This is a genomic window from Azospirillum baldaniorum (assembly GCF_003119195.2).
Taxonomy (GTDB): Bacteria; Pseudomonadota; Alphaproteobacteria; order Azospirillales; family Azospirillaceae; genus Azospirillum; species Azospirillum baldaniorum.
Genome location: NZ_CP022253.1, coordinates 642,879 through 669,733, shown reverse-complemented (window position 1 = coordinate 669,733; position 26,855 = coordinate 642,879). Strand labels below are relative to the sequence as shown.

Below are 26,855 nucleotides of genomic sequence, written 5' to 3'. Positions count from 1 at the left end.
CTCCAACACACGAAAGGCGGCAATGAAATGGCAACTAAAAATATAAAGCGCAAAGAAAAATTATTAAAAACGTTAAATCCAATGTTAAATGAAGACGAAATAGTTTATGCAAATGATTTTTGCGGCTTATATTACATGTATTACATAAACGAAGACGATGCCAAACTTCGTCGCGCCGTTGCATTGATATGGATTAAGAGAATATCGAACACGCTATCAATGGAGTTTTCATTAAAGTCTTACACATCGGTGTATTATGGATTCTGCCTTTACCGGAGATTCATGGTAAATGCAGGAGACATCGTCAGCTGCATCACCCTTGTTGGTTCCCAAGAAGAGGAGCACAAACCAGAAGGGCGGGTGGTGGGTGACAACTCCGCGACTTCAGGCTTGGTTACATTTGAAGTCCACGATGAAAAGCTCTCCCCAACCCACTTCGAAGCCAAGCCAAACACCGTTTTTTATGAAGGCGCCATGATTTTCCGGTCTGTCGGTCGCCTTGATCCGATACGGAAAAGCTCAAGCCATGTCAGCGCCAAGAAGTTTATTCTTGAGAAACTCAACAAAATAGATTCCTATCCTGATGGTGAAGATATTTTTTCTGATTTCGATAAAGAAGGGCATTCGTTCGAAAAGAATTTCAGCGAAATTTCTGGTTACGAGCGAAAAATATACAACTATCTGGTAAACTCATACACTCGTTTTGGCGCCCTAATCGTAGGTCGGTAAAAGCCATATTGGTCATCACAACATTACTAAAGGAGACCTTCTAGTACACAACAAAATCAGATCCTTATTAAGAACAGCTGGCAACGAAGGCGGCGGGCTGAATCCCGCCGCTCCGCTCATTGGCTAGAGAATCAGGAATCGCGGCGCGCCTGGGCATCCTTCACGAACTGTGACACCCGCCCGATCTCGCGCGGGTCGGTGTCGACCGTCCGGCGCCCGCTGGGGATCGGGCGCATGCCCTTGCGGGGGGTGCGTCCGGGGGACGGGTGCTGGGGCTCCGCGTCCTTCCTGCGCTTCAGGGCGTCCTGAAGATTGGCCTGGATGATCTCCCGCCGCCGCTCGGCGCGGAATCGCTCCAGCCGCCCGTTCACCCGCTTCAAGGCCCGCGCGTAGACCTGCTTCTTGGCGGACAGGCCGCGTTCGCTGGCGTCGGCCGATTGCTGGCCGGTGCCGCTGGCCTTGCCCCGCCGTCCGCGACGGCGCGAGGCGATGATGTCGCGCGCCCGGTCGCGCTCCCCGCGCAGCCAGCGGGCGAGCGTCAGGGTTTCGTCGGGGGGCAAGCCCTCCAGCTCCGGGTAATGGCTGCGGCGGACCTGCTCGAATTCCTTCTCGGACAACAGCCGTCGTTCGGCCGTGAGTTCGACTCCCATCGTTCAACCTCTCTGCTTATGGCTCACTGCTTCGTGGTCCCGCTTCGGCTTACCCCCGTCCGCTCAACCAATCGGGAGGCGAAGCGTTCCCGGATGCAGTCCGATGGGTCCCGATGCCACTTAGGGGTGCCGAAGGAATCGGAATCACGACCTCCCCGGAACCAAGTCGCCCCCCATTGGTTTTCCGACATGTGGCAGAGGTGGAGGTTGAAGATGGCCTCGAAAGACAACGGCCAAGACGAAGTCCAATCCGGGAGCGGTCGCACATCGAACCGCGGCTTCGCGTCGATGGACCGTGACCGGCAACGCCAGATCGCCAGCAAGGGCGGGGAAAGCGTGCCAGCCGACAAGCGCAGCTTCTCCAAGAACCCGGAACTCGCCGCGGAGGCGGGGCGGAAGGGGGGCCGGAGCGTACCGGCGTCCTCCCGCAGCTTCTCCAAGAACCCGTCCCTGGCCGCCGAAGCCGGGCGGAAGGGCGGGCAGGCGAGTCATGGCGGACGCGGGGCCGCCATACGCCCGGGCGAAGGCGACTGACGGCACCAACGAGAAAAGCCCCTCTCCGGAACCGGAGAGGGGCTTTCTTTTCGCCATCGGCTGGTCGGCGTCCTCCGGTCCGTCGGGCCGGGGCCGCAACCGGTCAGGAGGCCAGCTTGTCCAGCTCGCGCAGGATCGAGTCGCCCATGACGGTCGTGGAGCAGCGGGCCATGCCCGGCGCCATGATGTCCGCCGTGCGCATGCCGCCCGACAGCACGTTCTGCACGGCCTTCTCCAGCATCTTCGCCTCCTCGTCCATGTTGAACGAGTAGCGCAGGCACATGGCGAAGGACAGCAGCGTCGCGCAGGGGTTGGCGAGGTCGCGGCCGGCGATGTCCGGGGCGGAGCCGTGCACCGGCTCGTACAGCGCCTTGCGCTGGCCGTTGGCGTCCGGGGCGCCGAGCGAGGCCGACGGCAGCATGCCGAGCGAGCCGGTCATCATCGCCGCCTCGTCCGACAGGATGTCGCCGAACAGGTTGTCGGTGACGATCACGTCGAACTGCTTCGGGTTCTTCAGCAGCTGCATGGCGCCGTTGTCGGCGTACATGTGCTCCAGCGTGACGTCGGAGAACTCCTCCTGATGGAGCTTCGTGACTTCCTGGCGCCACAGGAGGCCCGATTCCATCACGTTGGCCTTCTCCATCGAGTGGAGCTTGTTGCCGCGCTTGCGCGCCAGCTCGAAGGCGACGCGGGCGACGCGGCGGATCTCGCTGGTCGTGTAGACCTGGGTGTTGACGCCGCGGCGCTCGCCGTTGCCGATGTCGGTGATGCCGCGCGGCTCACCGAAATAGACGCCGCCGGTCAGCTCGCGGACGATCAGGATGTCCAGGCCCTTGATGACGTCGGCCTTGAGGGTCGAGGCGTCGACCAGGGCGTCGAACACCACCGCCGGGCGCAGGTTGGCGAACAGGTTCAGCTCCTTGCGGAGCGACAGCAGGCCGGCTTCCGGACGCTTGGTGTAGTCGGTGGGGTTGTCCCACTTCGGGCCGCCGACGGCGCCCAGCATCACCGCGTCCGCCGCCAGGGCGTCGGCCAGCGTCTCGTCCTTCAGGGGAACGCCGTAGGCGTCGATCGCCGCACCGCCGACCAGCCCTTCGGTGACGTCGAAGGTGACGTTGCGCTTGCGGTCGAGCCAGTCGATGACCCGGCGCACCTGGCGCATGACCTCCGGACCGATCCCGTCGCCGGGCAAAAACAGAAGCTTCTTGTTGGCGGGCATGGCGCACGCACTCCCCATTGGAGACTTTATCAGTGTTGTCTAATCCGCGGACCGACAGGCCGGAAGGTGGGTCCACCCCCGCCGGTCCGCAAGGCCGTCATGGCCCGATGCCATTGGGCCGGTATCGGTTGGCCCTCACAGCCGGGCTGGTCAGCCCCAGAGCCAGGGCTGGCCGCCGCGCTGCTTGCCTTCATACTGGTCGATGAAGGCAGCCTGCTGCATGGTCAGGCCGATGTCGTCCAGCCCGTTCAGCAGGCAATGCTTGCGGAAGGGATCGACCTCGAAGCTGATCTTGCCGCCGTCCGGACCGGTGATCTCCTGTTTCTCCAGATCCACCGAGACGATGGCGTTCGACCCGCGCGACGCGTCGTCGAGCAGCAGGTCCACCTGTTCCTTCGGCAGCTTGATCGGCAGGATGCCGTTCTTGAAGCAGTTGTTGAAGAAGATGTCCGCGAAGCTCGGCGCGATGATGCAGCGGATGCCGAAATCGGCGAGCGCCCATGGCGCATGCTCACGCGAGGAGCCGCAGCCGAAATTGTCGCCCGAAACGAGGATCTTGGCGCTGCGGTAGGCCGGCTTGTTGAGGACGAATTCCGCGACCTCGGCGCCGTCGGGGGTGTAGCGCATCTCGTCGAAAAGATGCTTGCCCAGCCCGGTCCGCTTGATGGTCTTCAGGAATTGCTTGGGAATGATCATGTCGGTGTCGACGTTGATCATCGGCAGCGGCGCCGCAACACCGGTGAGAACCGTAAACTTTTCCATCGCCAGAATCCTGTCGCGCAAAAGAGGCGCAAGCGTGTGCATGCGGAGTTCGGTGAATAGCAGACCCGTCCCGCCATTGCCAGAGGAAGCTTGCCGCAAATGCCGCCCGCGACGCGCGATTCCGCATCCCGGAACACAGCCGGACGCAACGAAATTGCTCCCAAATTCCCTCCGCCATGTTGTCTGCCATGTCGTCTGCCAGGACCGGCCCGGCATCCCGTCCTTGCTGTGGGGCGTCCCCTCGCCTACCAAGGGGCCGACGCTTCCCTGGGTTCCGCGACCTCCATGACCTTGCTCCCCACCGCCCGCCGCCCGCGCACCGCGGCGCTCGCCTTTCTGCTGCTGGCCCCGCCGCTCTACGGCCTGCTCGGGCTGGCGCTCGGCATGGACGCCAACTGGGATCTGCGGAACTACCATTGGTACAACGCCTACGCCCTGCTGACCGGACGGCTGGGCATGGACATGCTGCCGGCGCAGATGCCCAGCTTCTACAACCCCCTGCTGGACGTGCCCTTCTACCTGCTCGCCAGCCATCTGCCGGCGCGCGTGGCGGGATTCGTCTGGGGAGCGCTGCACGGGCTGAACCTGTCGCTGGCCTTCCTGCTCGCCCACGCCGCGCTGCGCGTCGGCGGCGCGGGACAGCGGGTGGCCCTGGCCGCCCTGCTGGCGGTGATGGCCGGCTTCGGGGGCGGCACGCTGGGGCTGCTCGGCACCACTTTCCACGACAACATGGTCAGCCTGGGCGTGCTCGGCGCGCTGGTCGTGGTGGCGGGGTCGCTGCCGCGGCTGATCGACGGGCCGGTGCCGGGCGCCCTGGCGCGAGCGGCCGCGGCGGGGCTGCTGGCCGGGGCGGCGATGGGGATGAAGAACCCCACGGTGATCTACGCGGTCGGGCTCTGCCTCGCCTTCCTGGCGCTGCCGGCGCGGCCCTGGCGGCGGCTGTGGCTGGCCTTCTTTTTCGGCGTTGGGGTTCTGGGCGGGCTGGCGCTGTGCGGCGGCTTCTGGATGGCCCATCTGTGGGTGGAGTACGGGAACCCCGTCTTCCCGCACATGAACCAGATCTTCAAGTCGCCCTTCGCCGCCCTGTCCGGCTACGTGAACGTCGGCTTCTTCCCGGACTCGCGGCTGGAGCGCCTGGTCTTCCCGCTGGTCTTCCCCTTCGCGCCGCTGAAGGTCGGCGAGGTGCCCTTCCTCGACCTGCGCGTCCTGGTGCTGTTCCTCCTCGTGCCCGCCGCCGCGGCGCTGGCGCTGCTCGGGCGGGCGCTCCACCGGCCATCGGCGCGACTGACCGACACCGCCGCCACCCGCTACCTGCTGACCGCCATGGCGGTGACCTACGCGCTGTGGGTGGGGATGTTCTGCATCTACCGCTATCTGGTGCCGCTGGAGATGCTGGCGCCGCTGGCCATCGTCATGGCGGCGGGCCTGCTGCCGGTGCCGCGCCGGGCGGCGCTCGCCCTGGCGGCGGCGCTCCTGCTGCTGGTCCAGGCCACCGCCCGGCCCGCCGACTGGGGCCGCGTGCCGTGGGGCGAACGCTGGGTCGAGGCCGCCGTGCCGCCCATCGAGGACCCGGACGACACGATGGTGCTGATGGCCGGCTACTGGGCGATCTCCCACGTCATCCCGGCCTTCCCGCCGCGCATCCCCTTCGTGCGCATCCAGTCCAACTTCCTCCAGCCGGACTCGGTCGGCAACGGCTACCTCGCCCTGATGCAGGACAAGGTGGGGGCGCACCGCGGGCGTTTCCTGATGCTCAGCACCATCCCCGACACGCCCGGCGCCGCGAAGGCCGCCGCCCTGCTGGGGCTGCGGGTGGCCCAGGACAACTGCCGCGTCATCCCCAACAACCTGGGCGAGCCGCTGAACCTCTGCGCCGTGCAACGAATGGCGGACCTTGAAAGGTCAGTGGATTAAATCAGGCGATTGTGCTGTTTAACCTTACACCGGCACCGTTTCGAAGCGCATCGCCATGACCGTCTCCACCATTGATCGACCGGCCGACCGTCAATCCGACCGGACCGCGGCATCCGCCGCTCCGGCCATGGACCCGGACCCGAACACGGCTCCCGTGGTGGCGGTGCTGATCCCCTGCTACAACGAGGAGGCGGCCATCGCCGCCGTCGTGCGCGACTTCCAGGCGGCGCTGCCCGACGCGACGGTCTATGTCTACGACAACAACTCGTCCGACCGCACGGTGGAGGTGGCGAAGGCCGCCGGCGCCGTGGTCCGGCACGAGCCGTTGCAGGGCAAGGGCAACGTCATGCGCCGGATGTTCTCCGACATCGAGGCGGACGTCTATGTGCTGGTGGACGGCGACGACACCTACCACGCCCCCTCCGCGCCGCTGATGGTCAAGCGGCTGTGGGACGACCAGCTCGACATGGTCAACGGCGCCCGCGTCACCGAGATCGTCAAGGCCTACCGGCCCGGTCACCGCTTCGGCAACAAGCTGCTGACCGGCATGGTCGCGCTGATCTTCGGCAACCGCATCCAGGACATGCTGTCCGGCTACCGCGTCTTCTCGCGGCGCTTCATCAAGTCCTTCCCGGCGCTGGCCAGCGGCTTCGAGACGGAGACGGAGCTGACCGTCCACGCGCTGGAGCTGAACATGCCCATCGCCGAGATCAAGGCGCCCTACAAGGACCGCCCGCCGGGCTCGCACAGCAAGCTGAACACCATCCGCGACGGCGTCCGCATCCTGCGCACCATCGTCAATCTGGTGAAGGAGGAGCGCCCCCTGCCCTTCTTCTTCGCCATCTTCGCGGCGCTTGCCGCGGCGTCGGTGATCCTCGCCTGGCCGGTGGTGGCGACCTATCTGCAGACCGGGCTGGTGCCGCGCCTGCCCACCGCCGTTCTGTCCACCGGGCTGATGTTGCTGGGCTTCCTCAGCCTGACCTGCGGGCTGATCCTCGACACGGTCACGCTGGGCCGCCGCGAGGCCAAGCGCATGCGCTACCTGTCCATTCCCGCGCCGGGCGTCCATCCGGTCCGCAAGGCCGCCGGGTCCTGACCATGGGCGATCTCCTCGGCACCCTGTCCGACAGCCGGCTCGGCCGGCTGGCCGTGCAGTTCGGCAAGTTCGGCCTCGTCGGCGTGGTCGGTCTGGTGGTCGACACGGCGGTGGTCTATGCGCTGGTGTTCGGCGCCGGGCTGGAGTTCTTCGCCGCCCGCATCCCCGCCTACCTGGCCGCCGCCACCACGACCTTCGCGCTGAACCGCGCCTTCACCTTCCGCGGGGCAGCCGACGCGCCGCTGTACCGGCAATGGGCGACCTTCCTGGCCGCCAACGCCTTCGGCGGGGCGGTGAATTACGGCGTCTCGGTCGGGCTGGAAGCCGCCCTGCCCATCGCCGAGGCCCACCCGGTGCTGGCCGTCGCGGCCGGTTCGCTGTCCGGCATGGCGCTGAACTTCGCCGCCTCCAAGCATCTGGTCTTCAAAGGCGCCTGACCTTCGGACTGCCAAGGGCAACCTCCCCTTCCGGATATCTCCCGAAGCCTCATTGTGCGCCGCCGCAGACACCCGACGTCCATGGAATGGGGCGCATCCGACGGGAATGGCCCCGACACCGACCTGCCTTGGCAAAGAGCCGGGAGGGAGCCATGAACAACAGCGACGTGCTGTGGGCCTGGGTGGCTGGGGTCACCGTGTCCGTAGCCCTGCTGGTCGGGCTGTCCCGCACGGGCGGACCGCCGACCCATGCTGTGGAGGGGCATTTCACGTTGCCCGACATGGCGATGGGCGCCGCGGGTTGGGATTACGAGGCGTGGGAGCGCACCGGCGGAACGCCGCCGCGGCCCGAGTCGGAGGACACCCTCGCCCGGATGCTCGACCTGCTGGAAGGCATCCCTCCCGCGTCGGGCGCCACCCTGCCCGACGGGGACACGGCCGACACCGGCGGAGCCGAAACCCAGTGACACCGTGAACTGTTTGCCTCGACCACCCCGTGCAGCCATGGACTCCGCAGGCCCGGTCGCCATATAACGGCGGTCATGACGCGCGAATTCCTGAAGATGCACGGGCTCGGCAACGACTTTGTCGTGATCGACGCCCGCAAAACGCCGTACTCGCCGGCCGAGGCCGAGGTGCGTGCCATCGCCGACCGCAAGACCGGGGTGGGCTGCGACCAGTTCATCGTGATCGAGCCGGCGAAAACGGACGGCACGGCGGGCTTCATGCGCATCCGCAACGCCGACGGCGGCGAGGTGTCGGCCTGCGGCAACGCCTCGCGCTGCGTCGGCTGGCTGCTGATGGAGGAGGCGGGGGCGGAGCGCGTCGCCTTCGAGACCAACGCCGGCATCCTGCAGGCCAGCCGCGCCGACAACGGGCGCATCACCGTGGATATGGGCCCGGCCAATCTGGACTGGACGCAGATCCCGCTGGCGGAACCGGCGGACACGTTGCGCCTCGACGCGGTGTCACACGGCGGCTTCGCCGGTCCCACCGCGGTCAGCATGGGCAACCCGCACGCCGTCTTCTTCGTGGACGACGCCGAGGCGGTGCCGCTGGCCGAGGTCGGCCCGGTGTTCGAGAATCACCCGGCCTTCCCCCAGCGCACCAACGTCGAATTCGTCCAGGTGCTGTCCCCCACCGCCGTCCGCATGCGGGTGTGGGAGCGCGGGGCCGGCGTCACCCAGGCCTGCGGCACCGGCGCCTGCGCCACCGCGGTCGCCGCGATCCGCCGCGGGCTGACCAACCGCAAGGTCGACGTGATCCTGGACGGCGGCACCCTGACCATCGAATGGCGTGAGGACGGCCGCGTCCTGATGACCGGCCCGGTCGCCCTCAGCTACACCGGGCGGCTGTCTCCGGAGCTGGTCGCCGTCTGAGCGGTCTCCATTGAAGCGTAGGGCCGCCCGTTAGGCTGAAAGAGCATGAGCGACACTGTGACCAACGAGCCGGAGATCGTCACCTTCGGCTGCCGCCTGAACACCTACGAATCCGAGGTGATGCGCACCCACGCCCGCAACGCCGGGCTGGAGGACGTCGTCATCGTCAACACCTGCGCGGTGACCTCGGAAGCGGAACGGCAGGCCCGCCAGACCATCCGCAAGCTGCGCCGCGAACGCCCGAACGCCCGCATCGTGGTGACCGGCTGCGCCGCCCAGATCGATCCGCAGCGCTACGGCGCCATGCCGGAGGTCGATCAGGTCCTGGGCAACCAAGAGAAGCTGCAGCCGGAAAGCTGGGGCCTGGCCCCGGCGGAGAAGGTGCTGGTCAACGACATCATGTCGGTCAAGGAGACCGCCGGCCACCTGATCGGCGGGTTCGAGGACCGGGCGCGCGCCTTCGTCCAGGTCCAGCAGGGCTGCGACCACCGCTGCACCTTCTGCATCATCCCCTATGGCCGCGGCCCGTCGCGCTCCGTCCCCATCGGCGCGGTGGTGGAGCAGGTGCAGGCGCTGGTCAAGGCCGGCTACAACGAGGTCGTGCTGTCCGGCGTGGACATCACCAGCTTCGGCCCCGACCTGCCGGGCACGCCGACGCTGGGGCAGATGGTGCGCCGTCTGCTTGCCCTGGTGCCGGAGCTGCCGCGGCTGCGCCTCTCCTCGCTCGACTGCATCGAGATTGACGACGACCTGTGGCGGCTGATCGAGACGGAGCCGCGGCTGATGCCGCACCTCCACCTGTCGCTCCAGGCCGGCGACGACATGATCCTGAAGCGCATGAAGCGCCGGCACAGCCGCGCCGACGCCATCGCCTTCTGCGAGCGCGTGCGCTCCCTGCGTCCCGACATGGTGTTCGGCGCCGACTTCATCGCCGGCTTCCCCACGGAAACCGACGAGATGTTCGAGAACACGCTGCGGCTGGTCGAGGAGTGCGGCCTGACCTGGCTGCACGTCTTCCCCTACAGCCCGCGCCCCGGCACCCCGGCCGCCCGCATGCCGCAGGTCGACGGCGGCCTCCGCAAGGAGCGCGCGGCCCGTCTGCGCGCGCGCGGCGCCGAGGCGGAGGCCCGCACCCTGGCCACCCTGGTCGGGCGCGAGGTCTCGGTGCTGGTCGAGAAGGACGATCTCGGCCGCACCCAGCATTTCGCCGAAATCCGCCTGGGCACGCCCCGGCCCCCCGGCTCCGTCCTGCGCGCCACGGTCACCGGCGTGGCCGGCGGCGCGCTGACCGGCACCCCCCTTTGAGAACAGTGGACACGCCATGATCCTGCGTTGGTTCGGCCGCAAGAAGCCCGAAGAGCAAGCCCGCAAGGACGAGACGACCGCCCCGCTCCCGGAAGCGGTCCCCGCCGAGCCCGCGCCCGCGGAGCCGGTCGCCGAGGAACCGCCGGCCCCCGAGCCGGTGCCGGAACCCGAGTTGCCGCCCCCGCCCGCGGTCGAGACCCCGCCCCCGCCGCCCATCGCCCCGCCGTCCGAACCGGAGGAGCGCGAGGACGCGCCGGAGATCGTCCGCGACGACCTCCCCACGGCCCTGACGGCCGAAGAGGAGAAGCCCAAGAAGGGCTGGTTCGCCCGGCTGAAGGACGGCCTGTCCAAATCCTCGTCCAAGCTGACCGAGGGCATCTCCGGCATCTTCACCAAGCGCAAGCTCGACGACGAGGCGCTGGAGGAGCTGGAGGAGCTGCTCATCACCGCCGACCTCGGCCCGACCACGGCGGCCAAGGTGACGGCGGAGCTGGCCCGCACCCGCTTCGGCAAGGAGGTCAGCCCGGAGGAGGTCAAGGCCACGCTGGCCGCCGAGGTGGCGAAGATCGTCGGCCCGGTCGCCAAGCCGCTGGAGATCGACGCCGCGCTGAAGCCCCACGTCATCCTGGTGGTCGGTGTCAACGGCACCGGCAAGACGACGACCATCGGCAAGCTGGCCCGCCAGTTCCGCGCCGAGGGCAAGACGGTCATGCTGGCCGCCGGCGACACCTTCCGCGCCGCCGCGGTCAGCCAGTTGAAGATCTGGGGCGAGCGCACCGGCTGCCCGGTCATCGCCCGCGACACCGGGGCCGACGCCGCCGGCCTCGCCTTCGACGCGCTGGAGGAGGCGCGGCGCCAGGGCGTGGACATCCTGCTGATCGACACCGCCGGCCGCCTGCAGAACAAGGCGGGCCTGATGGAGGAGCTGCGCAAGATCGTCCGCGTCATCAAGAAGGTGGACGAGAGCGCCCCGCACACCACCCTGCTGACGCTGGACGCCACCACCGGCCAGAACGCGCACAATCAGGTGGAGGTGTTCCGCGACATGGTGAACGTCTCCGGCCTGATCCTGACCAAGCTGGACGGGTCGGCGCGCGGCGGCGTGCTGGTCTCGCTGGCCGAGCGGTTCAAGCTGCCGGTGCACGCCATTGGCATCGGCGAAGGCGTCTACGACCTGCGCCCCTTCGACGCCGACCAGTTCGCCAAGTCGCTGATGGGGCTGCCGTCGCAGTAACGGCGCCCCCCAAGGCACAGACAGGGGGCACAGGCAAGGGGGGGCGGGCGAGAAAGGGACTTCCGGCCGCCACGCCCAAGCCCTATCTGAAGATCATGACGGCTGCCAAGACCTCCCCCTCCCCCGTGCCCCCCGGTCCTGTCGAGCGCTTCACCGACGCGGACGCCGCCCTGGCCCTCGTCAAGGACCTCTACGACCGCAACACCGCCTATCTGCGCGACCGCTTCGCCGCCTTCACCCGCGGCGAGGACGGCGGACGGCGGGAGCAGGCCCATTACCCCTATGTCCGCCTCTCCACCGCCTCGGCGGCCACGGTGGACACGCGGCTGGCCTACGGCTTCGTCGAGGGGCCGGGCACCTACTCCACGACGCTGACCCGCCCCGACCTGTTCGACCGCTATTACCGCGAACAGCTCTCGCTCCTGCTGCGCAACCACCATGTTCCGCTGGAGGTCGGGGTCAGCGACGAGGCCATCCCCATCCATTTCGCCTTCCCCCAGGGCATGCATGTCGAGGGCGACCTGACGCCGGAGCGGCTGGCCGGGCTGCCCGACCTGTTCGACCTGCCCGACCTCGCCCGCATGGACGACACCATCGTCAACGGCACCTACGAGGAGTCGCTGGACGCGGTGAAGCCGCTGGCCCTGTTCACCGCGCCGCGGGTGGACTTCTCGCTGCACCGGCTGCGCCACTACACGGCGACGGCACCGGAGGATTTCCAGAACTTCGTCCTGTTCACGAACTACCAGTTCTATGTGGACGAGTTCATCCGCATGGCCCGCGAGATCATGGAGCCGGCCGCCGATCCCGAACTGGCCGCCTACCGCAGCCAGTACGACCGCTTCGTGGAGCCCGGCGGCGTCATCGTTCAGAACGCCAATCTGGGTGGCAATCCCGGCGAGGCCCCCACCAACGGCGCTCGGCTGCTCCGCCTGCCGCAGATGCCCGCCTACCACCTGACCCGCCCGGACGGCAACGGCATCACCCTGGTCAACATCGGCGTCGGTCCGTCCAACGCCAAGACGATCACCGACCACATCGCCGTGCTGCGCCCGCACGCCTGGATCATGCTGGGCCATTGCGCCGGGCTGCGCAGCACGCAGCGGCTGGGCGACTATGTGCTGGCCCACGGTTACGTCCGCGACGACCATGTGCTGGACGCCGACCTGCCGACCTGGGTGCCCGTCCCGGCGCTGGCCGAGGTGCAGCGCGCCCTGGAGACGGCCGTGGAACGGGTGACCGGCCTGTCCGGCTACGCACTGAAGAGCATCATGCGCACCGGCACCGTGGCGACCATTGACAACCGCAACTGGGAACTGCGCGACCACCGCGAGCCGCTGATGCGCTTCAGCCAGAGCCGCGCCGTCGCGCTGGACATGGAAAGCGCCACCATCGCCGCCAACGGCTTCCGCTTCCGCGTTCCCTACGGCACGCTGCTCTGCGTCTCCGACAAGCCGATGCACGGCCAGTTGAAGCTGCCGGGCATGGCCGACCGCTTCTACCGCGAGCGGGTCGACCAGCACCTGAAGATCGGCGTGCTGGCCATGGAGCTTCTGCGCGAACACGGCATGGAAACCCTGCATTCCCGCAAGCTGCGCAGCTTTGCCGAGGCGGCCTTCCAGTAAGCCAAGCCGTTTTGCCTCACCCGAAAGTGCAGGCGCCAAAGGGCGCCTGCGTCTTATCTTAGGGTGCTCGGCAACGAAGGGAATTGAAGCATTATGGCCGTGCGTGCAGGTTGGAGCGTGATCGCCGCCCTCTCTCTCGGGCTGGCGACGGGGCCGGGTCTGGCCCAAAGCGCACCAGAGGCGGACAATGGTCCAAACACGGACACCGCTCCGCCAGCGGAACCCACCCCCCGGTCCGGCCCGTCCATCGGCGCCTGGGTCGACAACGACCTGTTCGGCGGCGGGACGGACCGTTACTACACGAACGGTGTTCAGTTCTACTACGTCTCCGGCGACCGCCCGACCTACGGCAACATCGACTGGCTGGCCAACCTCGTCCCCTGGATCGGGGAGCATGGGGTGCGGCGCTACGGCATCGCCTTCGGCCAGAACATGTACACCCCCAGCGACATCACCAAGCCGATCCCCGACGCCACCGACCGCCCCTACGCCGGCTGGCTGTACGGCCGCCTGTCGGTGATCTCGGAAGAGACGCGGCAGGTCGACCGCATCGACCTGGACCTCGGCATGGTCGGCCCGGCCTCGCTGGCGGAGCAGACCCAGAAGGCGGTGCACCGCGTCGTCCCCGGCGCCCGCTGGCCGGAGGGCTGGGACTACCAGCTCAAGAACGAGCCGGGCATCATCCTCAGCTACGAGCATGTCTGGCGCGCCGAGCGCCCGGCCCGCATCGGCCCCTTCGAGGCGGACATCAGCCCCCACGTCGCCGGCAGCGTCGGCAACGTCCTGACCTTCGGCGGGGCGGGCTTCACGATGCGGCTGGGCGGCAACATGGCGCCGCCGGTCGGCGCGCTGATCCTTCGCCCGACCGCCAGCATCCCCTACCAGGACAGCGTGGCCGCGGGGGCGCCGCGCCCGCCCTTCTCCTGGTACGTCTACGCCGGGGCGGAGGGGCGCGCCGTCGCCCGCAACATCTTCCTCGACGGCAACAGCTTCCGCGACAGCCGGTCGGTGGACAAGCACAACTTCGTCGCCGCCTTCCAGCTCGGCGTGGCGCTGCGCTACGGCCCGTTCGGCATCTCCTACGCCCAGAACTTCCTGTCGCCGGAGTTCGAAGGGCAGAAATCCTACACCAACTACGGCTCGATCCGCGCCTCCTACCGATTCTGAGCGCTTCCATCGAAACCCAATTGAAATCCCCTCTCCCCTCTGGGGAGAGGGTTAGGGTGAGGGGGTTGCGCTTGTGCCGGACTTGCCGCCACGCGCATCCCCCTGCCGCCAGCGCTGGCTTTCAGCCAGCGCGAGAGGCCCTTCGGGCCACCCTCTCCCCGCTTTCGGCGGACCGAAGGTCCGCCTGTCGCGGCAGCGCAAACGAAGTTTGCGCGTGAGCGGAGGGGAGAGGGCTATGAAGGCCAACGGCGTCCCCTCGCTTCCCTCTTTATCCCAGGCCCGGTTCGGTCTATGTGAGGATCATGAACCAATACGCCCGACTGCTGATCGAAGCCGGCCCGCTGGCGGCCTTCTTCATCGCCAACTCCCAGGCCGGCATCATGATCGGCACCGCCGTCTTCATGGTGGCGATCAGCATTTCCGTGCTGGTCTCCTGGCGGTTCGAACGCAAGGTGCCGGTGATGCCGGTGGTCGGGGCGGGCTTCGTCCTGCTGTTCGGCGGGCTGACGCTGTGGCTCCAGGACGACCTGTTCATCAAGATCAAGCCGACGCTGGTCAACCTGCTGTTCGCCGCGGTCCTGTTCGCGGCGCACCTGACGCGGCGCAACGTGCTGAAGCATGTCCTGGGGTCGGTGCTGAACCTGTCCGACGCCGGCTGGCGCACGCTGGCGATCCGCTGGGCGTGGTTCTTCCTGCTGCTGGCCGCGCTGAACGAGGTGGTGTGGCGCACCATGACCACCGACGCCTGGGTGAACTTCAAGGTGTTCGGCATCATGCCGCTGACCCTGCTGTTCAGCGCCCTCCAGGCCCCGCTGATCCTGCGCCATCAGGTACCGGAGGAGCAGCCGGCCGAAAAGTCCTCGTCCTCCGCCTCCTGACCGTCCCCCTCCTCCCTGACGGAGCGCACCCGCCATGTCACACGATTACCCGCGCGACCTGATCGGCTACGGGTCCCGTCCGCCGCACCCCTACTGGCCGGGCGGGGCGCGGGTGGCGGTGCAGTTCGTCATCAACTACGAGGAGGGCGGGGAGAACTGCGTCCTGCACGGCGACGCCGCGTCGGAGGCCTTCCTGTCAGAGATCGTCGGCGCCCAGCCCATCGTCGGCATGCGGCACATGAACATGGAGTCGATCTACGAGTACGGCTCCCGCGCCGGCTTCTGGCGGCTGCACCGGATGTTCACGCAGCGCGGCCTGCCGGTGACCGTCTACGGCGTCGCCATGGCGCTGGAGCGCAACCCGGACGCCGTCCGCGCCATGCAGGACGCCGGGTGGGAGATCGCCACCCACGGCTACCGCTGGATCGATTACCAGCATCTGCCGGAGGAGGTGGAGCGCGAGCACATGCTGCGCGCCATCGAGGCCCACACCCGCGTGACCGGCTCCCGCCCGCTCGGCTGGTATCTCGGGCGGTGCAGCCCCAACACCTGGAAGCTGGTGTCGGAGGAGGGCGGCTTCCTCTACAACGCCGACAGCTACGCCGACGACCTGCCCTACTGGGACGACCGCTTCGGCCGGCCGCAGTTGATCGTGCCCTACACGCTCGACGCCAACGACATGCGCTTCGCAACCAACCAGGGCTTCAACACCGGCGAGCAGTTCTTCACCTACCTGAAGGACAGCTTCGACGTGCTCTACGCCGAAGGGGAAGACCAGCCGAAGATGATGTCGATCGGGCTGCACTGCCGTCTGGTCGGGCGCCCGGGGCGCGCCGCGGCGCTGGCCCGCTTCCTCGACTATGTGCGGAGCCACGACAAGGCGTGGGTCGCCACCCGGCTGGACATCGCCCGTCACTGGATGGCCGAGCATCCCTACCGCCCGCCTATCGCCCAACGGCCTGAGCCGGCCTGAACCGGGAAAAGCGACCCGGGCGCGCGTCCGCGCCCAACTTTCTCACGCCAATTCGTCGCATCGGCGTTTGAACGAACGTCGAAATACAGTAGAAGGTCTTTGGATCGCGGCGCGGCCCTTTCGTGCCTGTGGTCCCGTGACTGCCGATTCCTTGCGATCTTCAACTGGGTGCGCACGCCGCCGTGACGTTCAAGGATGAGATGAAGGCCGCCAGTCAGACGGCGGATCACAAGGCGCGTCCCATGGCGGATGCCCTCGCCGACGATGGCGGGGAGGCCCGGGACGACATCGCCCGCCTTCTGCGCGCCCTCAACGACGACCTGAAGGCCGACCCGGCGGAGGAGGACGATCTCCTGTCCCCGGACGCCGGGCGGAAGGCGGAGCGGCACCTGCCCATCGGCAAGATCGCCGCGGCGCTGGCCGCCGCCATCGGCATCGGCGCGGTCGTCGTGATGCTGGACCAGGGCGGGGAGGCGCCGTCCGCGCCCCCGGCACCGCTCATCACCGCCGTCCCCAGCGCCCCGCCCCCCGGCGGCGCCTCGCCCGGCACCGTGGCTCCGGCCAAGCCGGAGGCGTTGATCACCCGCGCGGCGCCCGTTCCTGCACCGACCCAGCAGGCGCCGATGCAGACGCAGACCATCGTCGCTCCGGCCGCACCGGCGCCCGCCGTGGTCCCGCCGCCCATGGCCCTGCCGCAGATCCCGCCGCCCGCCATGAAGGTGCCGGAACCGCCGGCCCTGCCGTCGCCCGCTCCCACCGCCGCCAAGCCGGCCGACCCCGCGCCGCACCCCGTGGAAACGGCGGAGAGCGCGAGGGCCCCGGCGCATCCGCCGGCTTCGGTCATGGCCCCGCCCCCGGCCGAGCCCGCCAAGGCCCCTCCCCACGTGAAGACCACGGAAACGGCGGAGCTTCAAGCCATGCTGTCGGCCCCGCCCCCGCCGGCCGCGGCCCAGCGCCCAGCCGCCGCGGCGCGCCCGGCGCCGCAGCCCGCCAAGCCGACGCCCAAGGCCGCCTCCACGCCGCCTGCCGCCACGGCGCCATCGTCGGGCGTGCTGACGCCGCCGGCGTCCGCCGCCGTTCCGGATGGGCGCTACACCGTGCAGGTCGGATCCTTCCAGCAGGCCGACAACGCCGAAGGGCTGGTCCGCCGCCTGCGCGGTCTCGGCTTCAACGCCTACGCGCTGGACTGGACCGACGCCGAGCAGCGGTCCTGGCACGTCGTCCGCGTCGGCGGCTATGCCGACACCGCCGCCGCCCGTCAGGCCGCCGCGTCGCTGAAGGGCAAGGTGGAAGCGCAGCCCATCGTCGTCTCGACGCGCTGACCGCAGGCAACGGCGCCACCGCGACAAACTGTCGCTCCTCTCTATTCCGCTTCTTTCCTTTGAAAAAGCCCGTCCGCAATTTCGGTATTGCGGGCGGGCTTCGTCTTGATCTGTCCTTCTCCTTGCCGCTAACATGGGATTGAACAGGCACGCATATTAGAACAAGCGCAGCCGCAAGAAGCCGGCGCATCAGACCGGTGAACCGGAGGAAACCCTGGTATGAAGCCGACGATCCTGGTCGCCGACGATGAGCCCAGCATCGTCCTCTCCCTGCAGGTCCTGTTGCAGAAGGCGGGCTTTGCCGTGCGCATCGCCCGCAATGGCGAGGAAGCCCTTGAATCGGTTGCGGAAAGCACGCCCGACCTGATCCTGCTGGACGCCATGATGCCGCGCCGCGACGGGTTCGACGTCTGCCAGTCGCTGCGCGCCAACCCCGCCTACCAGTCTCTGCCCATCATCATGCTGACGGCCAAGAGTCGCGACGTGGAGCGGCAGAAGGGCATGGCGCTGGGCGCCACCGACTACATCACCAAGCCCTTCTCGACCCGTGACCTCGTCACCACCGTCCGCAAGTACCTGACCCCCGAGAACGACGCGGGCGAAACCCAGGGCGGAACGGCGGAGCCTCAGCCATGAGCGCCCCGGCGACCACCGGAAGTGCCGGGACCGCCGCCCCGGCAACCACCCCGGCGGAGCCGCGCCGGATCATTCCGCTGGCCTTCCGCGCCGCCGGCGTCGGCCTGCCCCTGCTGTCGGTGGGGGCCGCGGTCGGCTTCAGCGCGAACAACGACCCCAACGCCTTCGTCACCTACGCCGTCACCATGACCGCCGCCGCCACCGCCGCGGTCTGGGGCCTGTGGGGGCTGGTCGACCGGCGGCTGCTTCGCGCCTCGGAAACGCTGAGCCGCGAGGCCGGGCTGATCGCCCATGGCACCGCGGACGGCAAGACCGGCGCGCGCATCCCGCTGGCCCGCTACGGCGACCTCGCCCCGGTGGCCAAGGCGGTCAACGAGCTGTCGGACAAGCTGGCCGCCGCCCGCCGCGACACCGCCCGCACCGTCGCGGAGTCGACCGCCAAGGCGGAAGAGCAGAAGACCCGGCTGGCCGCCGTCCTGCGCGACCTGCACGAAGGCGTCCTGGTCTGCAACCTGAAGCACCAGATCCTGCTCTACAACCAGACGGCGCTCGACATCCTGCATCTGGCCGGCGACCTCGGGCTGGGCCGCTCGCTGCTGCATTTCGTGGTGGCGGAGCCGGTCATCCACACGCTGGAGCGGCTGACGCTCCGCGTGCGCGAGGGGCGGCACGTCAACCACGAGCACGGCACCACCGCCCAGTTCGTCGGCGCCACCACCGACGGGCACATCCTGCTGGCCGGGCGCATGAGCGCCATCCTGCAGGACCCGCCGGAGGGCTCGGACGCGTTGCCGACGATCACCGGCTACGTCATCACCCTGTCCGACGCGACCAGCGATCTGGCCGCGCTCGGCCAGCGCGACGCCCTGCTGCGCGAGGCGACGGAAGGCTTCTGCGCCCCCATCGCCAACCTGCGCGCCGTGCTGGAGACGCTGGACGACACGCCGGAGTTGGGGCCGGAGGAACGCGCCGCCTTCCAGGCCGCGCTGATGGAGTCGTCCAACACCCTGTCGGAGCGGCTGGCCCGCGTCACCAACGCGTACCGCAGCGTCGTCACCGGCTCCTGGCCGATGAGCGACATCCACTCCACCAACCTCATCAACCTGATCCGCCACCGGGTCGGGCCGGAGGCGCAGTACGGCGTGACGCTGACTGGCCTGCCGCAATGGGTGCACGGCGACAGCTACAGCCTCGTCATCCTGTTCGGCTATCTGATCGAGTACGTCTACGCGCTGACCGGGGTTCCCGCCTACGACCTGTCGGTGGAGCCGGGGGACAGCTGGGTCTATCTGGACATCACCTGGCGCGGCCCGTCGGTGCCCAGCGGCATCGTGGACAGCTGGCTCGACCACCCGCTGCCCGACGCGCTGGGCGGCCTGACGGTCGGCGACGTGCTCCAGCACCACAAGAGCACGATGTGGAGCGAGCCGGTGAAGGGGCCGGGGGCGGAAGGCGAGCTGCTGTCGCGCCTGCGCGTGCCGCTGCCGCCCGCGCTGAAGCCGCCCTCCGCCCACACCGCGGCGCGCGGCGGAGCGCGGCCGGAGTTTTTCGACTTCAACCTGCTGCACCAGCCGCTGGCCACCAGCGAGCTTGGCCGCACGCCGCTCGACCAGCTCCATTACGTGGTCTTCGACACCGAGACGACGGGCCTGTCGCCCAGCACCGGCGACGAGATCATCCAGATCGCCGCCGTGCGCGTCGTCGGCGGGCGCATCCTGACCGGTGAGACCTTCAACACGCTGGTCAACCCGAAGCGGAGCATCCCTCCAGAATCGATCCCCTTCCACGGCATCACCGACGCGATGGTCGCCGACAAGCCGACCATCGACAAGGTGCTGCCGCAGTTCCGCGGCTTCGTGTCGGGCGCGGTGCTGATCGCCCACAACGCCGCCTTCGACCTGAAATTCCTCAAGATGAAGGAAAAGGCGTCGGGCGTGCGCTTCGACAGTCCGGTTCTCGACACCATGCTGCTGTCGCGGATGCTGCTCGGCGAGGGCGGCGACCACACGCTGGACGGCATCGCCGAACGGCTGGGGATCGAGGTGGTGGACCGCCACACGGCGCTGGGCGACAGCCTCGTCACCGCCGCGGTCTTCCTGCGCATGGTCGAGATGCTCAAGGAACGCGACGTCCGCACACTCGACGACGCCATCCGCGGCGCCAACATCATCGTCGAGCTGGCGGCGCGGGAGCGCGCCTTTTGACCGGCGGGCCCGCCCCGCAACCCGCAACCCCTCCACCGCGCCGGGCGGGCGCCGACCGTCTGATCGCGCTGTTCCTGTTCGGCGTGGTCGCCTTCAACCCGCCGCTGCTGCGCGTCTTCGGCGCCGGGGACACGCTGTTCGGCCTGCCGCTGCTGTACGTGTACGCGTTGGGGGTGTGGGGCGGGGTGATCGCGCTGTCGGCGGTGCTTCTGGAACGCAGGGGGCGTTGAGATGCCCTGGCCCACCATCGTCGCCGCCAGCTTCGCCTACCTGCTCCTCCTTTTCGCCATCGCCTGGTGGGCGGACCGGCGGGCGGACGGCGGGCGCAGCGTCATCGCGTCGCCGTACGTGTACGCGCTCTCGCTGGCGGTCTACTGCACCACCTGGACCTTCTACGGCTCGGTCGGGCGGGCGGCGTCGCTGGGCATCGGCTTCCTGCCGATCTATCTCGGCCCGACCCTGCTGATGCTGCTGGGGCCGCTGGTGCTGCGCAAGATCCTGCGCATCGCCAAGGCGCAGCGCATCACCTCCATCGCCGACTTCATCGCCTCCCGCTACGGGCGCAGCCAGGGGCTGGGCGGGCTGGTGGCGCTGACCGCGGTGATCGGGGTGACGCCCTACATCGCCCTGCAGCTCAAGGCCGTGGCGGTCAGCTTCGACGTGCTGTGGGGCACCGACCCGTCCGGCGCCACCGGCGGCCTGTCCCTGCCCGTCGTCCTGGACAACGCCTTCTACGTGGCGGTCGTCATGGCGGCCTTCGCCATCATCTTCGGCACGCGGCACATCGACGCGGCGGAGCATCACGAGGGCATGGTGGCGGCCATCGCTTTCGAGTCGGTGGTCAAACTGGTCGCCTTCCTGGCGGTCGGCGCGGCGGTGGTCTGGGGGCTGCACGACGGCCCGACCGAGCTGTTCGCCACGGCCGGGGAGCATCCGGAGATCCGCAACCTCTTCACCTCCACCCCGGCGCTGGCCGACGGGTCATGGCTGACCATGATGCTGCTGGCGATGGCGGCGGTGCTCTGCCTGCCCCGCCAGTTCCAGGTGACGGTGATCGAGAATGTGGACGAGCGGCACCTGACCCGCGCCCTGTGGCTGTTCCCGCTCTACATGCTGTTGATCAACCTGTTCGTCCTGCCGGTGGCGGTGGCCGGGCTGATGCGCTTCCCCGATCGGGCGGTGGACCCGGACATGTTCGTGGTGGCGCTGCCGCTGGCCGCCGGAAACGAGTGGCTGGCCCTTCTCGCCTTCATCGGCGGTCTGTCGGCGGCCACCGGCATGATCGTGGTCGAGGCCATCGCGCTCTCCACCATGGTGTGCAACGACATCGTGATGCCGCTTCTGCTGCGCGCCCGCAGCGCCCGGCTGGAGCGGCTGCACGACCTGTCGCCGCTGCTGCTGACCATCCGGCGCGCCGCCATCGTGGCGATCCTGCTGCTCGGCTACCTGTATTTCCGCATCGCCGGCTCGGCCTACGCGCTGAGCGCCATCGGCCTGATCTCCTTCACGGCGGTGGCACAGTTCGCCCCGGCGCTGATCGGCGGCGTCTACTGGGCGGGGGCGACCCGGCGCGGCGCGCTGGCCGGCCTCGGCACCGGCATCCTGACCTGGGCCTACACGCTGCTGCTGCCCAGCTTCGCGCGGTCGGGCTGGCTGCCCGCCTCCTTCATCGACCAGGGGCCGTGGGGCATCGCCCTGCTGCGACCCTACGCCCTGTTCGGGCTGGACGGCATGGACCCGCTGACCCACGCGCTGTTCTGGAGCATGCTGCTCAACATCGGCCTCTACGTCGTGGTCTCCCTGCTCGACCGTCCCGGCCTGGGCGAGCGGGCGCAGGCCACCGCCTTCGTCGAAGTCTTCCAGCACCGCGACGCTCCCCTGCCCGCCGGCGCCTGGCGCGGCACCGCCACGGTCGGCGACCTGCAACGGATCGTCGCACGCTTCCTCGGTCCGCAGCGGGCGGAGGCGGCCTTCGCCCAACATGCCCGCCGCCACGGACCGCTGGAGCCGGACCGCCGGGCCGGGGCGGAGCTGGTGCGCTTCGCCGAGCGGCTGCTCGCCGGGGCGATCGGTGCCGCCTCGGCGCGGGTGGCGCTCGCCTCCGCGGTGGAGGGCGGCGAGGTCAGCTATCCCGAGCTGATGCGGATGCTTGACGAGACCAGCCACGTCATCGAGTACAGCCGCCAGCTCGAACACAAGACGGCGGAATTGCAGCGCGCGTCGGCCGCGCTGCGTGCCGCCAACGAACGGCTGACGGAGCTGGACCGGCTGAAGGACGAGTTCCTGTCCACCGTGACGCACGAACTGCGCACGCCGCTGACCTCCATCCGCGCCCTGACCGAGGTGCTGCACGACAACCCCGACATCGAGCTGGAGCAGCGGCAGGAGTTCCTCGGCCTCGTCATCACCGAGAGCGAGCGGCTGACCCGACTCATCAACCAGGTCCTCGACATGGCGAAGATCGAGGCCGGGGAGATCGACTGGCAGGTCCGCCCGATGGACCTCGGCGCCGCGCTGGAGCAGGCGGCGGCGGCCACCGCCCGGCTGTTCCACGAGCGCGGCATCGCGCTGTCCGTGACCATTCCCCACGGCCTGCCGCCGGTGCGCGGCGACCATGACCGGTTGGTGCAGGTGGCGGTGAACCTGTTGTCCAACGCCGCGAAATTCACCCCGGCGGGCGGCCGGGCCTCGCTGTCCGTGGCGGTGGACGACGACCATCTGCGCGTGTCCGTCACCGACAGTGGCCCCGGCATCGCCGCGGAGCATCAGGCCATCGTCTTCGACCGCTTCCGGCAGGTCGGCGACACCATGACCGACAAGCCGCAGGGCACCGGGCTGGGGCTGGCCATCAGCAAGCGCATCGTCGAGCATCTCGGCGGCCGCATCCGGGTCGACAGCGCCCCCGGCAAGGGCGCCACCTTCGCCTTCACCGTTCCTTTGGCAACAGCGGCAACAGCCGTGTCACAAAACGATCAAACCGCGAAAGAACCGGACCACACCGCCGGAACGCGCTCCGGTTGACACAGGTCAGTCCAGTTGCCTTAACGAATCCTTATACGTGTTTCAGGCAGGTTTTTTACCAAATGCCGGACATGATCAGTCTTCCGGACGGGGCATTGCCCGGTCGGGTTGCAAGGAGACGGGCGGTGACTTTGATCAAGTGGAGCGACGAGGGGGGAACGGTGCGGCTGGGCCTGCCCAGCGACCTCGACCTCGCCATGGCGCAGCCCCTGCTGGACAGCCTGCGCGCCGGCTTCGCCGCCTCCCAGACCGTCATCGCCGAAGCCGCGGCCGTGGAGCGGGTCAGCACCGCTTGCGTCCAGGCGCTTCTGGTCGCCTCCCGGCACGCCGCCGAACAGAACCGCACGTTCGCCATCGTCCAGCCGTCCGAGGTCCTGGCGGAAGCCTGCGAGGATCTGGGGCTGGACGACTGGTTGAAGCAATGGAGCCAAGCGTGAAGAAGAAGGTACTCACCGTCGACGATTCGCGGACCATGCGGGACATGGTCTCCTTCACGCTGAAGGGCGCCGGCTACGACGTGGTGGAGGCCGCCGACGGACAGCAGGCGCTGGGCGTCATCGGCGCCAACAAGGTGGACCTCGTCATCACCGACCTGAACATGCCGGTGATGGACGGGCTGACCCTGATCCGCCGCCTGCGCGCCACCCCGGCGCACCGCACGCTGCCCATCCTGATGCTGACCACCGAGGCCGACGAGAAGAAGAAGTCCGAAGGCCGGGCGGTGGGGGCGACCGGCTGGATCGTGAAGCCCTTCAACCCGGAGAAGCTGATCTCCGTCGTTCAGAAGGTCTGCGGCTGACGCCGCGTCCTGGCTTGTGAGGGGGCGCCCGTGGAAGACCTGAGCCGGTTCAAGCAAACCTATTTCGACGAAAGCGCGGAGCTGCTGGAGGTCGCCGAGAGCGGCCTGCTGCGGCTGACGCCGGGCGAGGTCGATTCCGACGAGGTCAACGCCATCTTCCGCGCCGTCCATTCCATCAAGGGCGGCGGCGGCGCCTTCGGCTTCACCGAGCTGGTCGCCTTCGCGCACGAGTTCGAGACGGTGATGGACGGGGTGCGCAACAACACCGTCCCCGTCACGACGGAGCTGGTGGACACGCTGATCCGCGCCAACGACCTGCTGGGCCAGATGCTGGCCTACGCGCGGGAGGGCGACCCCGCCCCGGCGGGGACCACCGACGGCACCGTGGCCGCCCTGCGCCGCCATCTGTCGGGCGGGGCTCCGCAGGTCCAGGCTCCGGCGGCCGCCCCCGCCGCTCCGGCGCCTGCCCCCACTTACGCCCCCACCTACGCCGACGACGAGGACGACGAGGCCGGGCTGTTCGGCGACGCCATGGCCGCCATCGCCGCCGCCCGTGCGGAGGAGGACCCGGTTCCCCCCGGCAAGCTGCGCTGGACCATCGTCTTCCGGCCGCGGTCCGACCTGCTGATGTCGGGCAACGAGCCGGCCTTCATGCTGCGCGCTCTGCGCCGGCTGGGCGACGCCACCGTCGAATGCCACACCGACGCCCTGCCCAACCTCCAGAACCTGGAGGCGGAGCTTCTCCACCTCTCCTGGACGGTCACGCTGGTCGCCGACGCGGACGTCGATCTGGACAAGATCAACGACGTCTTCGAGTTCGTGGCCGACGACTGCGACATCCGCATCACCACGGAGGCCCCGCCCCCCGCCGCCCCCGAGGCGCCGCCCCCCGTCACCGATCCGGTGCCCGTTGCCACGGCCGCCCCGCCGGCGGTGGTCGCCGAGCCACCTCCCAAAGCCCCTGGGGCCGACGCTCCCAAGGCCGAGGCCACCCGCCCGCGTCCCAACGGCGGCGGTGCGGAGCACGCCGGGCTGACCAGCCACACCATCCGCGTCGATCTCGACAAGATCGACCGGCTGGTCAACATGGTCGGCGAGATGGTCATCACCCAGGCGATGATCGCGGAGCATGTGCGCGAGCTGCCCCCCGGCGAGTTCCAGGAGCTTCTGGAAGGACTGGAGCAGCTGGCCCAGCACACCCGCGAGCTGCGCGAGAGCGTGATGTCGATCCGCGCCCAGCCGGTGTCGAGCGTCTTCTCCCGCATGCCGCGGCTGGTCCGCGAATGCGCCGCCACGACCGGCAAGGAGGTCCAGCTCGTCACCAGCGGCGAGACGACCGAGGTGGACAAGACGGTGGTGGAGAACCTCGTCGATCCGCTGACCCACATGATCCGCAACTCCATCGACCACGGGCTGGAAGGGCCGGAGGAGCGGGAGCGCGTCGGCAAGCCGCGCGCCGGCACCGTGCACCTGTCGGCGCAGCACCGCTCGGGCCGCATCGTCATCGAGATCACCGACGACGGGCGCGGCATCAACCGGCCCAAGGTGCTGTCCAAGGCCATCGAGAAGGGGCTCGTCCAGCCGGGCGCCACCCTGTCGGATGAGGAGATCGACAACCTGATCTTCCTGCCCGGCTTCTCCACCGCCGATCAGGTGTCCAACCTGTCGGGCCGCGGCGTCGGCATGGACGTGGTGCGGCGGAACATCACCTCGCTCGGCGGGCGCATCGGCGTCTACTCCACGCCGGGCGAGGGCTCGCGCTTCGTCCTGTCGCTGCCGCTGACCCTGGCGGTGCTCGACGGCATGGTGATCTCGGTCGGCGAGGAGCGCTTCGTCCTGCCGCTGACCAACATCGTGGAGAGCCTGCGCCCCAAGGCGGCGGACCTGCACGGGCTGGTCGGCAAGTGCGACGTGATGATGGCGCGCGGCGAGTATGTGCGGCTGGTCTATCTGCACCAGCTGTTCGGCATTCCCGACGCCGTCGCCGACCCCACCCGCGCGCTGGTCGTGCTGGTGGAGACGGAGGACGGCTCCCGCCTCGGCCTCGTCGTGGACGAGGTGCTGGGCCAGCAGCAGGTCGTCATCAAGAGCCTGGAAGCGAACTTCCGCCGCCTCGACGGCGTGGCCGCCGCGACCATCCTGGGCGACGGGCGCGTCGCCCTGATCCTGGACGTCGCCGGCCTGCGCGAGATGAGCCGGCACATGGATTCCAGGGCGCCGCGTCCGCCGGTGGCCGCGCTGCCCGCCCCCGCACTCGAACCGGTCTGAGGCCACAGCGATGAGCAGTTCCACCGCGCTCGCCACCGTCGGCGGTAGCCGCACCGACGCCCGAAACGACGTCATGGCGGTCAACGCCGCCGAGGAGCAGTACGTCACCTTCACCGTCGGCAGCGAGGAGTACGGCGTCAACATCCTGTCGGTCCGCGAAATCCGCGGCTGGACGCCGGAAAGCCGCCTGCCGAACCTGCCGGACTATGTGCGGGGCGTCATCAACCTGCGCGGCATCATCATCCCCATCTTCGACCTGCGCGCCCGCTTCGGCGGCGGCGCCACGTCGGTCACCAAGCGCCACGTCGTGGTGGTGATCCAGGTGGGGGAACGCACCCGCGGCATCCTGGTCGACGCCATCTCCGACATCCTGGCGATCGGCCACGACGCCATCAAGCCGCCGCCCGACGTGGACGGCGGCATGGTCGACGCCGAGTATCTCAGCGGTCTCTACACCGCCGACGACCGCATGGTCACGCTGCTGAGCGTCGAGAAGCTGTTCTCCGTCGAGAACAGCGAGTTGGACTCGGCGACCAAGGCCCTGCCGGCGCTGGAGCGGGCATCCTGATTGGATAGCCCTCTCCCCTCTGGGGAGAGGGTGGCCCGAAGGGCCGGTGAGGGGGTCGCGCTTGTGCCGGACATGACGCTTCGCACAACCCCCTCACCCTAACCCTCTCCCCAGAGGGGAGAGGGGACATCAAAA

The 26,855-nt window shown here is 68.8% G+C and carries 25 protein-coding genes; 22 read left to right on the top strand and 3 right to left on the bottom strand.

The window, feature by feature from the left end; translation table 11 throughout:
• Positions 1-27 precede the first annotated feature (27 nt).
• Positions 28-729, top strand: a complete 702-nt coding sequence (locus Sp245p_RS03120; protein ID WP_129557143.1) for a hypothetical protein — start codon at positions 28-30, stop codon at positions 727-729.
• Positions 730-860: 131 nt separating this feature from the next.
• On the opposite strand, the gene Sp245p_RS03115 is transcribed toward Sp245p_RS03120, so the two are convergent.
• Positions 861-1,379 (bottom strand): hypothetical protein, encoded by a 519-nt coding sequence (locus tag Sp245p_RS03115; protein ID WP_014241643.1) that lies wholly within the window; start codon positions 1,377-1,379, stop codon positions 861-863.
• 213 nt (positions 1,380-1,592) lie between these two features.
• On the opposite strand from Sp245p_RS03115, the gene Sp245p_RS03110 reads away from it, so the two are divergent.
• Complete coding sequence (locus Sp245p_RS03110; RefSeq protein ID WP_014241644.1) at positions 1,593-1,913, top strand: con-10 family general stress protein; 321 nt, start codon at positions 1,593-1,595, stop codon at positions 1,911-1,913.
• A gap of 103 nt (positions 1,914-2,016) precedes the next feature.
• Here Sp245p_RS03110 and leuB read toward each other — a convergent pair whose 3' ends face one another.
• Positions 2,017-3,132, bottom strand: a complete 1,116-nt coding sequence (leuB, locus tag Sp245p_RS03105) for a 3-isopropylmalate dehydrogenase (protein ID WP_014241645.1) — start codon at positions 3,130-3,132, stop codon at positions 2,017-2,019.
• Between the two features lie 150 nt (positions 3,133-3,282).
• Positions 3,283-3,894, bottom strand: coding sequence for a 3-isopropylmalate dehydratase small subunit (leuD, locus tag Sp245p_RS03100; protein ID WP_014241647.1), 612 nt, complete (start codon positions 3,892-3,894; stop codon positions 3,283-3,285).
• A 285-nt stretch (positions 3,895-4,179) separates the two neighbouring features.
• Here leuD and Sp245p_RS03095 point away from each other — a divergent pair, with 285 nt between their 5' ends.
• From Sp245p_RS03095 to Sp245p_RS02995, 20 genes are all read left to right on the top strand, one after another.
• On the top strand, positions 4,180-5,808 hold the full coding sequence (locus tag Sp245p_RS03095; RefSeq protein WP_041811273.1) for a hypothetical protein: 1,629 nt from the start codon (positions 4,180-4,182) through the stop codon (positions 5,806-5,808).
• A gap of 55 nt (positions 5,809-5,863) precedes the next feature.
• Positions 5,864-6,904: a glycosyltransferase family 2 protein gene (locus Sp245p_RS03090; RefSeq protein WP_014241649.1), complete on the top strand. Its 1,041-nt coding sequence runs from the start codon at positions 5,864-5,866 to the stop codon at positions 6,902-6,904.
• A gap of 2 nt (positions 6,905-6,906) precedes the next feature.
• Positions 6,907-7,341, top strand: coding sequence for a GtrA family protein (locus Sp245p_RS03085; protein WP_014241650.1), 435 nt, complete (start codon positions 6,907-6,909; stop codon positions 7,339-7,341).
• A 152-nt stretch (positions 7,342-7,493) separates the two neighbouring features.
• Positions 7,494-7,808, top strand: a complete 315-nt coding sequence (locus Sp245p_RS03080) for a hypothetical protein (protein WP_014241651.1) — start codon at positions 7,494-7,496, stop codon at positions 7,806-7,808.
• A gap of 75 nt (positions 7,809-7,883) precedes the next feature.
• Positions 7,884-8,720 carry a diaminopimelate epimerase gene (dapF, locus tag Sp245p_RS03075; RefSeq protein WP_014241652.1) on the top strand — a complete coding sequence of 279 codons (837 nt, stop codon included), beginning with the start codon at positions 7,884-7,886 and terminating at the stop codon, positions 8,718-8,720.
• Between the two features lie 45 nt (positions 8,721-8,765).
• The gene (gene mtaB / locus Sp245p_RS03070; RefSeq protein WP_014241653.1) at positions 8,766-10,025 is read left to right on the top strand and encodes a tRNA (N(6)-L-threonylcarbamoyladenosine(37)-C(2))-methylthiotransferase MtaB; all 1,260 of its coding nucleotides are present in this window, start codon (positions 8,766-8,768) and stop codon (positions 10,023-10,025) included.
• A 16-nt stretch (positions 10,026-10,041) separates the two neighbouring features.
• The gene (gene ftsY / locus Sp245p_RS03065) at positions 10,042-11,259 is read left to right on the top strand and encodes a signal recognition particle-docking protein FtsY (protein ID WP_014241654.1); all 1,218 of its coding nucleotides are present in this window, start codon (positions 10,042-10,044) and stop codon (positions 11,257-11,259) included.
• Between the two features lie 95 nt (positions 11,260-11,354).
• Positions 11,355-12,884, top strand: a complete 1,530-nt coding sequence (locus tag Sp245p_RS03060; RefSeq protein ID WP_014241655.1) for an AMP nucleosidase — start codon at positions 11,355-11,357, stop codon at positions 12,882-12,884.
• 93 nt (positions 12,885-12,977) lie between these two features.
• Positions 12,978-14,051: a lipid A deacylase LpxR family protein gene (locus Sp245p_RS03055; protein ID WP_014241656.1), complete on the top strand. Its 1,074-nt coding sequence runs from the start codon at positions 12,978-12,980 to the stop codon at positions 14,049-14,051.
• A 302-nt stretch (positions 14,052-14,353) separates the two neighbouring features.
• A complete protein-coding gene (locus tag Sp245p_RS03045; protein ID WP_014241658.1) occupies positions 14,354-14,929 on the top strand; it encodes a septation protein A in 576 nt (191 codons plus the stop codon).
• A 34-nt stretch (positions 14,930-14,963) separates the two neighbouring features.
• Positions 14,964-15,902 carry an allantoinase PuuE gene (gene puuE / locus Sp245p_RS03040; protein ID WP_014241659.1) on the top strand — a complete coding sequence of 313 codons (939 nt, stop codon included), beginning with the start codon at positions 14,964-14,966 and terminating at the stop codon, positions 15,900-15,902.
• A gap of 182 nt (positions 15,903-16,084) precedes the next feature.
• The gene (locus tag Sp245p_RS03035; RefSeq protein WP_014241660.1) at positions 16,085-17,224 is read left to right on the top strand and encodes an SPOR domain-containing protein; all 1,140 of its coding nucleotides are present in this window, start codon (positions 16,085-16,087) and stop codon (positions 17,222-17,224) included.
• Between the two features lie 219 nt (positions 17,225-17,443).
• A complete protein-coding gene (locus Sp245p_RS03030; protein ID WP_014241661.1) occupies positions 17,444-17,860 on the top strand; it encodes a response regulator transcription factor in 417 nt (138 codons plus the stop codon).
• On the top strand, positions 17,857-20,064 hold the full coding sequence (locus Sp245p_RS03025; RefSeq protein ID WP_014241662.1) for a 3'-5' exonuclease: 2,208 nt from the start codon (positions 17,857-17,859) through the stop codon (positions 20,062-20,064). Before Sp245p_RS03030 ends, Sp245p_RS03025 begins: the two co-directional genes overlap by 4 nt.
• A complete protein-coding gene (locus tag Sp245p_RS03020; RefSeq protein WP_014241663.1) occupies positions 20,061-20,294 on the top strand; it encodes a hypothetical protein in 234 nt (77 codons plus the stop codon). The genes Sp245p_RS03025 and Sp245p_RS03020 overlap by 4 nt, the downstream gene beginning before the upstream one ends.
• A 1-nt stretch (position 20,295) precedes the next feature.
• On the top strand, positions 20,296-23,085 hold the full coding sequence (locus Sp245p_RS03015) for a sensor histidine kinase (RefSeq protein ID WP_014241664.1): 2,790 nt from the start codon (positions 20,296-20,298) through the stop codon (positions 23,083-23,085).
• Between the two features lie 125 nt (positions 23,086-23,210).
• A complete protein-coding gene (locus tag Sp245p_RS03010; protein ID WP_014241665.1) occupies positions 23,211-23,522 on the top strand; it encodes an STAS domain-containing protein in 312 nt (103 codons plus the stop codon).
• On the top strand, positions 23,507-23,884 hold the full coding sequence (locus tag Sp245p_RS03005; RefSeq protein WP_014241666.1) for a response regulator: 378 nt from the start codon (positions 23,507-23,509) through the stop codon (positions 23,882-23,884). Before Sp245p_RS03010 ends, Sp245p_RS03005 begins: the two co-directional genes overlap by 16 nt.
• A gap of 30 nt (positions 23,885-23,914) precedes the next feature.
• A complete protein-coding gene (locus tag Sp245p_RS03000) occupies positions 23,915-26,152 on the top strand; it encodes a chemotaxis protein CheA (RefSeq protein ID WP_109138346.1) in 2,238 nt (745 codons plus the stop codon).
• 10 nt (positions 26,153-26,162) lie between these two features.
• Positions 26,163-26,720, top strand: a complete 558-nt coding sequence (locus Sp245p_RS02995) for a chemotaxis protein CheW (RefSeq protein WP_014241669.1) — start codon at positions 26,163-26,165, stop codon at positions 26,718-26,720.
• Positions 26,721-26,855 lie beyond the last annotated feature (135 nt).